15 protein-coding genes are annotated in these 13,500 nt (G+C 60.8%); 11 read left to right on the plus strand and 4 right to left on the minus strand.

Annotated features, from left to right (window positions below):
• The first annotated feature begins 239 nt into the window (after positions 1 to 239).
• The 8 genes from AEQ63_RS00875 to AEQ63_RS00910 all read left to right on the plus strand — a co-directional run bounded on the left by AEQ63_RS00875 (position 240) and on the right by AEQ63_RS00910 (position 9,495).
• A complete protein-coding gene (locus tag AEQ63_RS00875; protein ID WP_064361466.1) occupies positions 240 to 1,058 on the plus strand; it encodes an SDR family oxidoreductase in 819 nt (272 codons plus the stop codon).
• 278 nt (positions 1,059 to 1,336) lie between these two features.
• Positions 1,337 to 2,341, plus strand: a complete 1,005-nt coding sequence (locus tag AEQ63_RS00880) for a substrate-binding domain-containing protein (RefSeq protein WP_064361467.1) — start codon at positions 1,337 to 1,339, stop codon at positions 2,339 to 2,341.
• A gap of 53 nt (positions 2,342 to 2,394) precedes the next feature.
• Positions 2,395 to 3,945 carry an L-arabinose ABC transporter ATP-binding protein AraG gene (gene araG / locus AEQ63_RS00885; RefSeq protein WP_042610712.1) on the plus strand — a complete coding sequence of 517 codons (1,551 nt, stop codon included), beginning with the start codon at positions 2,395 to 2,397 and terminating at the stop codon, positions 3,943 to 3,945.
• A gap of 12 nt (positions 3,946 to 3,957) precedes the next feature.
• Positions 3,958 to 4,926 (plus strand): L-arabinose ABC transporter permease AraH, encoded by a 969-nt coding sequence (gene araH / locus AEQ63_RS00890; RefSeq protein WP_039760239.1) that lies wholly within the window; start codon positions 3,958 to 3,960, stop codon positions 4,924 to 4,926.
• Positions 4,927 to 5,194: 268 nt separating this feature from the next.
• Positions 5,195 to 5,908: a GntR family transcriptional regulator gene (locus AEQ63_RS00895; RefSeq protein WP_042610713.1), complete on the plus strand. Its 714-nt coding sequence runs from the start codon at positions 5,195 to 5,197 to the stop codon at positions 5,906 to 5,908.
• Entirely contained in the window at positions 5,905 to 6,903 is a 999-nt protein-coding gene (locus AEQ63_RS00900; protein ID WP_064361468.1) for an ADP-ribosylglycohydrolase family protein, read from the plus strand. Before AEQ63_RS00895 ends, AEQ63_RS00900 begins: the two co-directional genes overlap by 4 nt.
• A gap of 203 nt (positions 6,904 to 7,106) precedes the next feature.
• On the plus strand, positions 7,107 to 8,573 hold the full coding sequence (locus AEQ63_RS00905) for a purine-cytosine permease family protein (RefSeq protein WP_042610715.1): 1,467 nt from the start codon (positions 7,107 to 7,109) through the stop codon (positions 8,571 to 8,573).
• The gene (locus tag AEQ63_RS00910; protein ID WP_064361469.1) at positions 8,566 to 9,495 is read left to right on the plus strand and encodes a PfkB family carbohydrate kinase; all 930 of its coding nucleotides are present in this window, start codon (positions 8,566 to 8,568) and stop codon (positions 9,493 to 9,495) included. Before AEQ63_RS00905 ends, AEQ63_RS00910 begins: the two co-directional genes overlap by 8 nt.
• A 44-nt stretch (positions 9,496 to 9,539) precedes the next feature.
• Here AEQ63_RS00910 and AEQ63_RS00915 read toward each other — a convergent pair whose 3' ends face one another.
• The 4 genes from AEQ63_RS00915 to AEQ63_RS00930 all read right to left on the minus strand — a co-directional run bounded on the left by AEQ63_RS00915 (position 9,540) and on the right by AEQ63_RS00930 (position 11,429).
• Positions 9,540 to 9,920, minus strand: coding sequence for a Rho termination factor N-terminal domain-containing protein (locus AEQ63_RS00915; protein ID WP_064361470.1), 381 nt, complete (start codon positions 9,918 to 9,920; stop codon positions 9,540 to 9,542).
• A 104-nt stretch (positions 9,921 to 10,024) separates the two neighbouring features.
• Positions 10,025 to 10,279: a hypothetical protein gene (locus AEQ63_RS00920; protein WP_041479421.1), complete on the minus strand. Its 255-nt coding sequence runs from the start codon at positions 10,277 to 10,279 to the stop codon at positions 10,025 to 10,027.
• Between the two features lie 44 nt (positions 10,280 to 10,323).
• Positions 10,324 to 10,668 (minus strand): hypothetical protein, encoded by a 345-nt coding sequence (locus AEQ63_RS00925; protein ID WP_042610718.1) that lies wholly within the window; start codon positions 10,666 to 10,668, stop codon positions 10,324 to 10,326.
• A 107-nt stretch (positions 10,669 to 10,775) separates the two neighbouring features.
• Complete coding sequence (locus tag AEQ63_RS00930; protein ID WP_064361471.1) at positions 10,776 to 11,429, minus strand: HD domain-containing protein; 654 nt, start codon at positions 11,427 to 11,429, stop codon at positions 10,776 to 10,778.
• Positions 11,430 to 11,654: 225 nt separating this feature from the next.
• On the opposite strand from AEQ63_RS00930, the gene AEQ63_RS00935 reads away from it, so the two are divergent.
• The 3 genes from AEQ63_RS00935 to AEQ63_RS00945 all read left to right on the plus strand — a co-directional run bounded on the left by AEQ63_RS00935 (position 11,655) and on the right by AEQ63_RS00945 (position 13,447).
• On the plus strand, positions 11,655 to 12,134 hold the full coding sequence (locus AEQ63_RS00935; RefSeq protein WP_064361472.1) for a GNAT family N-acetyltransferase: 480 nt from the start codon (positions 11,655 to 11,657) through the stop codon (positions 12,132 to 12,134).
• Positions 12,135 to 12,293: 159 nt separating this feature from the next.
• Positions 12,294 to 12,956, plus strand: coding sequence for a hypothetical protein (locus tag AEQ63_RS00940; protein WP_064361473.1), 663 nt, complete (start codon positions 12,294 to 12,296; stop codon positions 12,954 to 12,956).
• Entirely contained in the window at positions 12,953 to 13,447 is a 495-nt protein-coding gene (locus tag AEQ63_RS00945; RefSeq protein WP_064361474.1) for a PAAR domain-containing protein, read from the plus strand. Before AEQ63_RS00940 ends, AEQ63_RS00945 begins: the two co-directional genes overlap by 4 nt.
• The last annotated feature ends 53 nt before the right edge of the window (positions 13,448 to 13,500 follow it).

Genomic DNA, 13,500 nt, shown 5'->3' on the forward strand with positions numbered 1-13,500 from the left:
TGAGATTATTTGCGGGTCGGGTTTATAGTCGGCTCCAGCAGTAACACGCACTCACACTTAAAAAGAACAAAACAGGTGAAGTGATGCAGCGAATTCTTGTCGCCCGCTTAGGCGGGATCCGCCTTTTGTCACGGCTCGATGCCGTTGGCGACGCTTGCCTGTTTCTTTTCCCAAGCCGTGAAAACCGGACATCGACCGATGCCCGGTTTTTTTGCGTCTGCGCGCGGGAGGCCTGAACCATGGGTGAAGCGCTCACATTGCCTGCCGTGCCGCCACCGCCAAAAGGCGAACGCCTGAAAAACAAGGTTGTGCTGCTGACTGGCGCCGCTCAGGGCATTGGCGAAGCGATCGTTGCCGCCTTCGCCTCACAGCAGGCCAGACTGCTGATCAGCGATATCCAGGCCGACAAGGTCGAGCAGGTCGCCGCCCATTGGCGTGCACAAGGCCATGACGTGCAGGCGCTGAAGGTCGACGTGTCGAATCAGCAGGATCTGCATGCACTTGCCAGACGCGCCGTGGAATTGCATGGCCGCATCGACGTGCTGGTCAACTGCGCCGGGGTCAATGTGTTCCGCGATCCGCTGCAGATGACCGAGGAAGACTGGCACCGTTGCTTCGCCATTGATCTGGATGGCGCCTGGTATGGCTGCAAAGCCGTGCTGCCGCAAATGATCGAGCAGGGCGTCGGCAGCATCATCAACATCGCCTCGACTCATTCCAGCCACATCATTCCTGGCTGCTTTCCGTACCCGGTGGCCAAGCACGGCTTGCTCGGCCTGACCCGCGCCCTCGGCATCGAATATGCGGCCAAAGGCATTCGCGTCAACGCCATCGCCCCGGGCTACATCGAAACCCAGCTGAACGTCGATTACTGGAACGGCTTTGCCGATCCCCACGCCGAGCGGCAGCGCGCCTTCGACCTGCATCCGCCCAAGCGCATCGGCCAGCCGATCGAAGTGGCGATGACCGCAGTGTTTCTGGCCAGCGATGAAGCACCGTTTATCAACGCCTCGTGCATCACCATCGATGGTGGTCGCTCGGTGATGTACCACGACTGAATAGAACGGATTTCCAGCGCTGAACTACGCTTGAAATCCAATCATCATACGATATGACTATTTTCAAATAGCTTTGCAGCAGTACGTGTCACGCCACCACACCTGTGGCGAGGGAGCTCGCTCTCGCTCGGCTGCGCAGCAGTCGTAAATTCGGGCTATGCGGTGTGTCTGATTGACCGAGGTAACCGGTTTTAGGGCCGCTTCGCAGCCCAGCGGGAGCAAGCTCCTTCGCCACAAGCTGTTTAATTTGCTCAAAAAAAATAACAAGGAGTCATCTGATGAAACGTCGTTTCGGGATTCGTACCCTGTGCAGCACTGCCCTGGCGGTCACTGCGTTCAGCCTGAGCAGTGCGCTGCTCGCCGCCGACGCGGTGAAGATCGGTTTTCTGGTCAAGCAGGCCGAAGAACCGTGGTTCCAGACCGAATGGGCTTTTGCCGAAAAAGCCGCCAAGGACAAGGGCTTCGAACTGATCAAGATCGCTGTGCCTGATGGCGAAAAAACCCTTTCGGCCATCGACAGCCTGGCTGCCAACGGCGCCAAGGGCTTCGTGATTTGCCCGCCGGACGTGTCCCTCGGCCCGGCCATCATGGCCAAAGCCAAGATCAACGATCTGAAAGTGATTGCCGTCGACGACCGTTTCGTCGACGCCAACGGCAAATTCATGGAAGACGTGCCGTACCTGGGCATGGCCGCGTTCGAAGTCGGCCAGAAGCAGGGCGCCGCCATGGCTGCCGAAGCGAAAAAGCGTAACTGGGACTGGAAAGACACCTACGCGGTGGTCAATACCTACAACGAACTCGACACCGGCAAGAAACGCACCGATGGTTCGGTCGATGCGCTGAAGAAGGCCGGCATGCCAGAGGATCACATCCTCTTCGCCGCGCTGAAAACCCTCGACGTACCGGGCAGCATGGACGCCACCAACTCGGCGCTGGTGAAACTGCCGAGTGCGGCGAAAAACCTGATCATCGGCGGCATGAACGACAACACCGTGCTTGGCGGCGTGCGTGCTACCGAAGCGGCCGGGTTTGCCGCGACCAACGTAATCGGCATCGGCATCAACGGCACCGACGCCATTGGCGAGTTGAAGAAACCTAACAGCGGCTTCTTCGGTTCGATGCTGCCTAGTCCGCACATCGAAGGCTACAAAACCGCCGAGATGATGTACGAGTGGATCACCGCCGGCAAAGAACCGCCGAAGTACACCGCCATGGATGACGTCACCCTGATCACCCGCGAAAACTTCAAGCAAGAGCTGGAAAAAATCGGCTTGTGGAACTGAGGCAGCGACGGCCCGGGCAGCCGGGCCGTTTTTCGGTGTGAAGAGGTGGCTTTATGCACGCGCAAGTACAGACACAAGAACAACAACATGGCGCCAGCGGCAGCCTGCGCTTCAACGGGATCGGCAAGACCTTTCCCGGGGTAAAAGCGCTCGATGGCATCAGCTTCGTCGCCCACCCCGGCCAGGTTCATGCCTTGATGGGCGAGAACGGTGCGGGCAAGTCGACGCTGCTGAAAATCCTCGGTGGCGCCTATATTCCGAGCAGCGGTGAACTGCAGATCGGCGAGCAGGCGATGGCGTTCAAGTCCACCGCCGACAGCATTGGCAGCGGTGTCGCGGTGATTCACCAGGAACTGCATCTGGTGCCGGAAATGACCGTCGCCGAGAACCTGTTTCTCGGTCATCTGCCGGCCAGTTTCGGTTTGATCAATCGCAGCGAACTGCGCCAGAAAGCCTTGAATTGCCTGAAAGGCCTGGCGGACGAAATCGATCCGCAAACCAAAGTCGGGCGCTTGTCGCTGGGCCAGCGCCAATTGGTGGAAATCGCCAAAGCGTTGTCTCGTGGTGCTCACGTCATCGCTTTCGACGAACCGACCAGCAGCCTCTCGGCGCGCGAGATCGATCGCTTGATGGCGATCATCGGGCGCCTGCGCGATGAGGGCAAAGTCGTGCTCTACGTGTCCCATCGCATGGAAGAAGTGTTCCGCATTTGCGACGCCGTGACGGTGTTCAAGGACGGCCGCTACGTGCGCACGTTTGAAGACATGAGCCAGCTGACCCACGATCAACTGGTGACCTGCATGGTCGGTCGCGACATTCAGGACATCTACGACTACCGCCATCGCCCCCGTGGCGCCGTGGCGTTGAAAGTCGACGGTTTACTTGGCCCGGGCCTGCGCGAGCCGATCAGTTTCGAAGCGCACAAGGGCGAGATCCTTGGCTTGTTCGGCCTGGTCGGGGCAGGACGCACCGAGCTGTTTCGTCTGCTCAGTGGCCTGGAGCGCAATACCGCCGGACGCCTTGAATTGCGTGGTCACGAACTGAAACTGCGCTCGCCCCGTGACGCGATTGCCGCCGGCATTCTGCTTTGCCCGGAAGACCGTAAGAAGGAAGGCATTATCCCGCTGGCCAGCGTCGCCGAGAACATCAACATCAGTGCCCGTGGTGCGCATTCCGGGCTTGGCTGCCTGATCCGTGGCCTGTGGGAAAAGGGCAACGCCGACAAGCAGATCAAGGCCCTGAAAGTGAAAACCCCGCACGCCGGCCAGCAGATCAAGTTCCTTTCCGGCGGCAACCAGCAGAAGGCCATTCTCGGCCGCTGGCTGTCGATGCCGATGAAGGTTTTGCTGCTCGACGAACCGACCCGTGGCATCGACATCGGCGCCAAGGCCGAGATCTACCAGATCATCCACAACCTCGCCGCCGACGGCATTTCGGTGATCGTGGTGTCCAGCGATCTGATGGAAGTGATGGGCATTTCCGACCGCATCCTGGTGCTGTGCGAAGGCGCCCTGCGCGGCGAAGTCAGCCGCGACCAGGCCAATGAATCCAACCTGCTGCAACTGGCTTTGCCACGCCACCGCGCTGACGGCGTGGCGAACTGAGAGGTGACTATGATGACTACCCAAAACGAAACCCTGCCGACCGAGCGCAAACCGCTGGACCTGCGGCGCTTCCTTGATGACTGGGTCATGCTGCTGGCGGCGATCGGCATCTTTGTCGCCTGCACGCTGTTGATCGATAACTTCCTCTCGCCGCTGAACATGCGCGGTCTGGGCCTGGCGATTTCCACCACCGGCATCGCCGCGTGCACCATGCTTTACTGCCTGGCGTCGGGACACTTCGACCTCTCGGTTGGTTCGGTGATTGCCTGTGCCGGCGTGGTCGCGGCGGTGGTGATGCGTGACACCAACAGCGTGTTTCTCGGGGTCAGTGCGGCGCTGGTGATGGGCCTGATCGTCGGGCTGATCAACGGCATCGTGATTGCCAAGTTGCGCGTCAATGCCTTGATCACGACGCTGGCGACCATGCAGATCGTTCGCGGTCTGGCTTATATCTTTGCCAACGGCAAAGCGGTCGGCGTCTCGCAGGAATCCTTCTTCGTCTTCGGTAACGGCCAGTTGTTCGGCGTGCCGGTGCCGATCCTGATCACCATTGTCTGCTTCCTGTTTTTCGGCTGGCTGCTGAACTACACCACCTATGGGCGCAACACCATGGCCATCGGTGGCAACCAGGAAGCGGCGCTGCTGGCGGGCGTCAACGTCGACCGCACCAAGATCATCATCTTCGCCGTGCACGGTGTGATCGGCGCGCTGGCGGGGGTGATCCTGGCCTCGCGGATGACTTCCGGGCAGCCAATGATCGGTCAGGGTTTTGAACTGACGGTGATCTCGGCTTGCGTGTTGGGCGGGGTTTCGCTGAGCGGCGGCATCGGCATGATCCGCCATGTGATTGCCGGGGTGTTGATTCTGGCGATCATCGAGAACGCGATGAACCTGAAGAACATCGATACGTTTTATCAGTATGTGATTCGGGGTTCGATCCTGTTGTTGGCCGTGGTCATTGACCGCCTGAAACAACGCTAACGTCAAGAACTACCCTCACCCCACCCCTCTCCCGGAGGGAGAGGGGGCCGACCGAGGTGTCTTGCGTAATCCGTCGACCTGAAAGCTCTCGTCGATTATGGATTCGGCGAAGCACTTTCAGGTCGGCATACTTCTTGAGCATCCCCCATTCAGTCCCCTCTCCCTCCGGGAGAGGGCTAGGGTGAGGGTGCTTTTGACTTTCAACCTTCTGTCTCTTCCCGGAGATTTTCCTTGCTCGCCCGCACCCGTTTCGGTTATCAATTTGTACATGATTAGACAGGTACGATTCGACAAGAAACAAAGGGTGGTCGACGAGCTCGTCCGACGCATCGAGAGCGGCCTCATGGAGGACGGCTTTCTGTTGCCCGGCGAACACCAGTTGGCTCAAGAATTCCAGGTCAGCCGTGGCACCTTGCGTGAGGCGCTGGCCGAGCTGAAGCGGCGCAAGTACATCGCCACGCAAAGTGGGGTCGGTTCCATCGTGACCTTCGACGGTGTCGCGCTGGATCAGCGCAGCGGCTGGGCGCAGGCGCTGGCCGACAGCGGGGCGCTGATCAACACCGAAGTGTTGCGCCTCGAAGCCGTAACCCGACCTGATCTGCTGGTGCGTTTCGGCACCGATCAATTCATCACCCTCGACCGTCGCCGGCGCGCCACCGACGGTACGCTGGTGTCTCTGGAACGTGCATTGATGCCGGCCAACGGCGGCCTGGAAAGCCTGCCCCGCGTCGGTCTGATCGACAATTCCCTGACCATCACCCTGGCCGCCTACGGCTACATCGGCGAACGCGGCGATCAGTGGATCGGCGCCGAGCCGCTGAGTGCCGAAGACGCCGAGTTGCTCGGTCGCCCGGCCGGCACGGTGTTCCTCAAGGCGCTGCGCACCACCTACGACCGACAGAACCGTTTCATGGAGCAGGTCGAAAGCCTGCTCGATCCAGTGCACTTTCGTCTGCACCTGCAATTTGGAGAATCGAAATGACCGCGCTCAACCGTGCGCTTGGCGCTTTCTACGGTCTGGCCCTGGGTGATGCGCTGGGCATGCCGACGCAGTCGCTCGATCGCGAAACCATCAAGGCGCGCTTCGGCCAGATCACTGATCTGCAGGATGCCGGTCCCTTGCAACCGATCGCTGCGAACATGCCCAAGGGCTCAATCACCGATGACACCGAACAGGCGATTCTGGTTGGCGAGTTGCTGGTCGAAGGTCAGGGCCGGATCGAACCCGCCGTGCTTGCCCAACGCTTGATCGAATGGGAAGCACAGATGCAGGCCAAAGGCTCGCAGGACTTGCTCGGCCCGTCGACCAAACGCGCCATCGAAATGATCCTCGCCGGGCACTCCCCGGAAGAAGCCGGGCGCTACGGCACTACCAATGGCGCGGCGATGCGCATCACCCCGGTGGGAATAGCTGCGAACGTGGCCGATCCGCAGCGCTTCATTGCGGCGGTGGTGCAAGCCTGTCAGGTGACCCACAACACCACGTTGGGGATTTCCAGCGCGGCGGCGGTGGCGGCGGTGGTCTCGGCCGGGATCAATGGCGTCGATCTGGGCGAGGCGCTGAACCTCGGCCAGCAGATTGCCCAGCAAGCCGAAGTCCACGGGCACTGGGTCGCCGGTGGGCGCATCGCCTCACGGATCAGTTGGGCGCGCAGCATCAGTGTCGACAGTGACAAAACACTGCTCGCCGATCTGCTCTATGACGTGATCGGTACATCGGTGGCGTCGCAAGAATCTGTGGTGGTTTCATTCGCGCTGGCGCAACAAGTGGCCATTGGCGAGATGAGCGCTTTTGACGCGGTGTGCATGGCCGCCAGCCTGGGTGGCGACACCGATACCATCGCGGCGATTCTCGGCGCCATGCTCGGGGCCTGCCTAGGGCTTGAGTGCTGGCCGGAACAGATGATCGAGATGGTGAAAGCGGTTAATCAACTCGAGCTCGAGCCATTGGTGCAGGGGCTTTTGGCCTTGCGTTGACTGGCTGGCCTTTTCGCGAGCAGGTTCGCTCCCACAATTGGAATGCATTTCCTTGTGGGAGCGAGCCTGCTCGCGAAAGGGGCGGCGCATTTCTAAAGAATTCACACAGCAATGGATCGCACAGACAGGCCTCGGAAGGCCGGTTGTCTTGTCGTTTTGCATCATTGCCACAACCACAAAAAAAGGCAAACAGGAGCATCTTCATGAGTTCATCAACCGCCGGGCAAAGCGTCGGGCAACTGGAAACCCGCGGCATCGAGCCGGTGCCGGAAGCCGAGTGCAACGGTCATCCGCTGCAGCTGTTCTGGGTCTGGTTTGCCGCCAATATTTCCATTCTCGGCCTGCCGCTGGGCGCCACGCTGGTGGCGTTTCGCGGGCTGGCGATCTGGCAGGCGATCATCGTCGCGATCCTCGGTGCCGCCGGTTCGTTTGCGGTGGTCGGCATCATTTCGATTGCCGGACGTCGTGGCCGCGCGCCGAGCCTGACGCTGTCGCGGGCGATCTTCGGCGTACGCGGCAACATCGGCCCGACGCTGGTTTCGCTGATGTCGCGTCTGGGTTGGGAAACCGTCAACACCACCACCGCGGCGTTCGTGCTGCTGTCGCTGTGTTCGATCCTGTTCGGCTCGCCGGTCGAGGCGAAGAGTGCGCCGGTACTGACGCTGATCTTTATCGCCATCTTCGTCCTGCTGACGTTGGCGGTCTCCGGCCTCGGCCACGCGACACTGCTGGTGATCCAGAAGTGGGCGACCTACGTGTTCGGTGCGCTGAACATTCTCGTCGGCGGCTTCCTCTGCGCGACCATCGACTGGAGTGCGGTGTTCAACGCCACGCCGGCGCCGCTGAGCGCGATGATCATAGGTATCGGCACCATGGCTGCCGGCACCGGCATCGGCTGGGCCAACGCCGGCGCCGACATGTCGCGCTATCAGCACCGCAGCGTCAAGGCTGTGCGTCTGGTAGCGTCGGCGGCATTCGGCGCGGGCATTCCGCTGGTGCTGCTGATCACCCTCGGCGGCTTGCTCTCGGTGGGCAACAATGACCTGGCTTCGGCGACTGACCCGATCGTGGCGATCCGCGACATGCTGCCCACCTGGATGGCCGTGCCGTACCTGATCACTGCGTTCGGCGGCCTGCTGCTGTCGAACAACCTGTCGGTGTACTCGGCCGGCCTGACCACGCTGACCCTGGGCCTCAAGGTCAAACGCGTCTACGCGGTGGTGGTCGACATCGTCGCGATCTTCGCCGGCTCGATCTACTTCATGCTCATCGCCGACAGTTTCTACGGCCCGTTCATCACCTTCATTTCCCTGCTGGCGGTGCCGATCACTGCGTGGGTGGGGATCTTCGTGGTCGACCTGATTCACCGTCACTACTACAGCCCCAAAGACCTGCTCGACGTCAGCCCGAGCAGCGCCTACTGGTATCGCGGCGGCATCGAGTGGCGCGCGTTCGGCGCCTGGGCGATCGCCATCGTGCTCGGCTTCAGCTTCACCACCATCGGCACCACGGCGGAAAACGTCTGGTTCAAGGGCTTTCTGTCCGACTCCTGGCTGGGCCACAACGGCCTCGGCTGGATCGTGACCTTCGTCGTCGCCGGTGGCCTTTACCTGATACTCGGCGGCGCGAAAGATCGCCGCGCCGCGCAACCCGAGAATGCTCATGCCTAAGATGTTGCACACCGGCCAGGTCATCATCGACCTGGTCATGGCCGTGGATAAATTGCCGCAGATTGGCGGCGACGTACTGGCGCAGTCGGCGGGATTCGAAGCCGGTGGCGGTTTCAACGTGATGGCGGCGGCGGTGCGTAACGGCTTGCCGGTGGTCTATCTCGGTCGCCATGGTAGCGGGCGCTTCGGCGATCTGGCACGCCAAGCGATGCAGGCGGAAGGTATCTGCATTGGCATCCGCGAACCGGCCGAGCGCGACACCGGGTTGTGTGTGGCGCTGACCGATGCCTCGGCCGAACGCAGTTTCATTTCCTACATCGGCGCCGAAGGCGAGGTGACGGAGGAGGATTTGAACAGCGTGCCGGCCGAGGCCGGCGATTACGTTTATCTGAGTGGTTACAGCCTGCTGCACGAGGGCAAGGCGCAGGCATTGCTCGACTGGACACTGGCGCTGCCGGGATCGGTCAATGTGGTGTTCGACCCGGGACCGCTGGTGGAATCGCCGGATGCGCCGATGATGCAAGCGTTGCTGCCGCGCATCGATGTGTGGACCAGCAACAGTGTCGAGGCGCTGCGCTTTACCGGCGCTGATGAGATTGGCGTGGCAATGGATCGTCTGGCGAAATTTTTGCCTGGAGATGTGCTGATGGTGGTGCGCGACGGGCCGCAGGGTTGCTGGATTCAACAGCGTGACGAGCGTCGTCGGGTGCCGGGATTTGCTGTGAGAGCGCTGGACAGTAATGGCGCCGGCGATGCCCATGCCGGGGTATTTGTGGCCGGATTGGCGCAGGGGCTGGATGCACTGGAAGCGGCGCGGCGGGCGAATGCTGCGGCAGCGCTGGCGGTGACGCGCTGGGGGCCGGCGACATCGCCGGGGACGGCTGAGGTTGATGAGTTTATCCGCGAGTCCTGTGGCGACTGATCCACGGCCATCGCGAGCAGGCTCGCTCCTACAGTGGGGGCGTTCTAGCCCGCTTTGCGCAACGCCTCGATCAACTCCTGCTTGCGCATCGACGAGCGCCCCGGAATATTCTTCGCCCGGGCTTCCTTCATCAGGCTGTCGACAGTCTGGGTGTCCTTCGAAGTTTCGCTGTTACGCGAATGCCCCTTGCGACTGGCCACCGCGCGGCGCGATGACTCTTTGCGCTCTTGCGACTTGGCGCTCGCAGGCTTTTTGCGCCCTGAGCCGCCGGACTTTTCACCGCCGCCGGATTGTTTATTCACCGTCGCCCAAGCGCGCGCCTCGGCTTCATCTTTCGACACGCCCTTTTTCTCGTAGCTGTCTTCGATGTGCTCGGCTTTGCGCTTCTGTTCTGTGGTGTATTTGTCTTTGCTTCCACGAGGCATGGGATTTCTCCTTGCGTCAGGATGTGGTGCGTTGCGCCGAGGGCTGCGAATCTCTCGAGACGAATCAAACGTCCGAAGTCGAAAGTCCGCAGCCCCATCCAGCGTCAGCTATCGAGTTTCTTCGCCGCTTCAACCCCGGCTGAACTGAGCTTGATCGGCAGGTTCAGCGAGTGTTCGCCCGCTTCACTGCATGTCACATGACCGTGGTGAATCAGCCCGCGATCCTGCAGGGCGGCGAGGGCGCTGGCCACGACTTTCTCGCCCCGGTAATTGTCAAGCACCTCCTTGCCCAGACCATTGGGATGCGCGTGGAGCAGACGGGTGAGAACTTCTTTTTCCAGGTCTTTGTCGACGTTCATGGTTACCTCTTCATGGGAGTGAATAGGGCGCTCGCGTCGGCGAACTACTGACCGGCACCTTCGGAACCGGAGCCACCGGTGGTGGTTTTCGAGCCGACACCCGGACCGGCATTGTCAGGCGTGGCGGCCGGGGAGTCTGGCGTGTTCATGCCGCCCTGACGTCCAGGATCGCTGCCCTGAGTGCGCGGATCGGTACCGGTGGCTGGTGGCTGATTGATCAGCGGCACACCGGAGCCATCGGTGTTCACTCCGGGGGCACTGTTGATGGCGGGCGCACGTGGCGGGGTCGGATCGGTAGGGCCAGTGCCTGCTGCCGTGGACGAGGCGGCGAACACCGCGGGGCAGAGCAGGGCGCTGAAGACAAGAGCGGTCAACCTTGACGAGATCATAGGGCTTCTCCAGTGATTGGAATCCATACACTTGGTTGGTCAGCCCTGGTGTCGGATTGGTGCCTGATGATCGACGAACGGTCTTCACCGAGGTATTTCTTTGCTGTTCAGGCGATGCCGATCTCTTCCTTGAACTGCTCCATGAAAGCCTTCAGGCGGTGATGACGAATCTGTGCCAGACGCTGGCCGGTCGCGGTCTGAAAGCCGTCGGCCAGATGCAGCAGTTTGGTCTGGAAATGATCGAGGCAAAAACGTCTGTCGTCGTATTCGCGTTCATGCGCTTCGGGATCTTGCGGATCGTACAGTGCCGAGCCCATGCGCCCGGCCACGTAGAAGGTTCGAGCGACGCCGAGCATGCCCAGCGAGTCGAGGCGATCGGCGTCCTGGACGATTTTCGCTTCGAGTGTCAGTGGGGCGATGTTGGCGGAAAAACTGTGGGCTTCGATGGCGTGGGCGACGTTGCTGATTTTCTCGCGGGGCCAGTTTTTTTCCTGCAGCACCGATGAAGCCTTGTCCGCGGCAAGACGTGAAGCCTGCGAGCGCAGAGCTGAGTTTTTCTCGACCGCGACGCAATCGTGCAGCAGCACGGCTGCGAGCAGTACCTCGAGATCGCCGCCTTCGGTTTCATGCAAGGTGCGTGCGTTGTGCCAGACCCGTTGCAGGTGAGCGAGGTCATGGGCGCCGTCGTTCGAGGGTTCCAGTGCGTGCCGAATCAGCGCTGATGCCATTGTTTCCATCGGCGCAAAACAGTTAACGGTCATAAGCATCCTTTCAGAATGTGCGGTATCAACTGTGGGAGCGAGCCTGCTCGCGAAGACATTATGTCAGTTGACTCGAGGCTGACTGGAAGGACGCTTTCGCGAGTAGGCTCGCTCCCACAGGGGTAGCAGTGTTCACCAAATTGGGCAGGTCAGGATGTTTTGCCATGTGACGAGCGCCGCTGCGCGCCTTAGTATGGCGCTTTAATTTGCACACAAGGCCCGTCCATGACGATCGAAATCCGCCCGGCGACCCCCAGCGATGCGCCGCAAATCCTCGCCTTCATCACCGAACTGGCAGATTTCGAGAAGGCCCGTCACGAAGTCATCGCCAGCGTCGCCGACATCGAACGCAGCCTGTTCGGCGACGGCGCCACCGCCCACGGCCTGATCTGCCTGCGTGACGGCTTGCCGATCGGTTTCGCGGTGTTCTTCTTCAGTTACTCGACCTGGCTGGGCAGCAACTGCCTGTACCTCGAAGACCTCTACATCACCCCGGAACAACGCGGCGGCGGAGCCGGCAAAACCCTGCTGCGCCACCTGGCGAAAATCGCCTGCGCCAACGACTGCGGCCGCTTCGAATGGAGTGTGCTGGAATGGAACACCCCAGCCATCGAATTCTACAAATCCCTCGGCGCGCAACCGCAGGAGGAGTGGGTGCGGTATCGCATGGATGGCAAGGTGTTGAGGGAGTTTGCCGAGGGGTGAACAGAATAAAAGCAATCTCATGCTGATTCGGTTGTAGGCATTGCTCTAGTCCGGCATTCTGTGCGCCATTTTTGCGCGCTCACGGACGACACCTGCAATGCTTCTGGCAACATTTCTCCGCGCCTGCGGAGCTCCCGCTGTGTCAATGAGTGACCTGCAATGAGCGGACTGCAGGCTTCCATGCGTCTGTATGGCCTGGTGAAAACCACCGGCTCTTCCGACGACCCGAAACGACAGGCTGTCGAAATTCTCTGCATGGCCCAGCGCACCGGTGGCCTGGCTATTCGGGCTTTCGTGTCGCGGCTCGACGCCGAGTTGATGTCGCGCAGCGCCGGCCTCGGCGAATACCGCGTGGTAGCGCTGAGAACCTTTGATCCAACTGCGATTATCGACGCTCATCAAGGCAGGCTGATGCTGCACATCTGTTGCGGCTTCGTCGCTCTCGCTGGCCATTCTCTATTGAAGAACGGTGCGTTGATACCGATGGGCTGGCACGTCTACTCCGAAGTGGGGCGCTGGACCTCCGGGCATCATCTGGACCTTGGCGTGCAAATGGGCGACTTGCTGCAATCGACTTTCGAGCGCAATCACCTGCGCAACTACAACGCCTGGCTCAATGAACTTGATGATGTAACGCCTGCCGAGTTGAGGTGGCAAGCCGACGAAGCCTGGCGTGCCATACAAACCGCCACATCGTCTGAAAGCCGTGAGCATTGTCATGCTCTGTTCGACCCGGTCGACAATCGCTGGCGCTTTGCCGCGACCGACATCGATATCTATCAGCCATCCCCGGCACCCCTTAAGCAAGGAGCTTTGAATTGAGTGGTAAACCCGCAGCTCGCGTCACCGACCCAACCGCCTGCCCACTGCCGGGTCACGGCACCAACCCGATAGTCTCCGGCTCGCCGGACGTGTTTTTCGATGGCCTCGCGGCTGCCCGCATGACCGATAAATCAGCGTGTGGCAGCCCTATCACCGGAGCGGTCTCCGGCACCGTTTTCATTAACGGCCTGAATGCCGCGATGCTCGACAGCACTGGTGGGCATGGCAATGTCGTGATCGGTGGCTCAGGCACGGTGATTATCGGCCAGAGCGGGGGAGGGGCCGCGTTTAGCGGGTTGCTGCCGATGCCGGTGCATTTCAACGATCGGATGCAAGTGATCAACGAGATCACAGGAGAGCCCATGCCGAATCATCCCTACGCGATTCAACGGGGTGACGGGCGCGTCGAACACGGCGTTACCGATGAAGCAGGTTTCACGCACACGGTGAGCTCGCACCTGCCTGAATCCATCAAATTGTTCGTAGAGTAAGAAGCTATGGCCGCTGAAAATTCAGAATTGAAAGGCTGTCAAAGACTGGTCGT

This window comes from Pseudomonas sp. RIT-PI-o (assembly GCF_001297215.1).
Taxonomy (GTDB): Bacteria; Pseudomonadota; Gammaproteobacteria; order Pseudomonadales; family Pseudomonadaceae; genus Aquipseudomonas; species Aquipseudomonas moraviensis_A.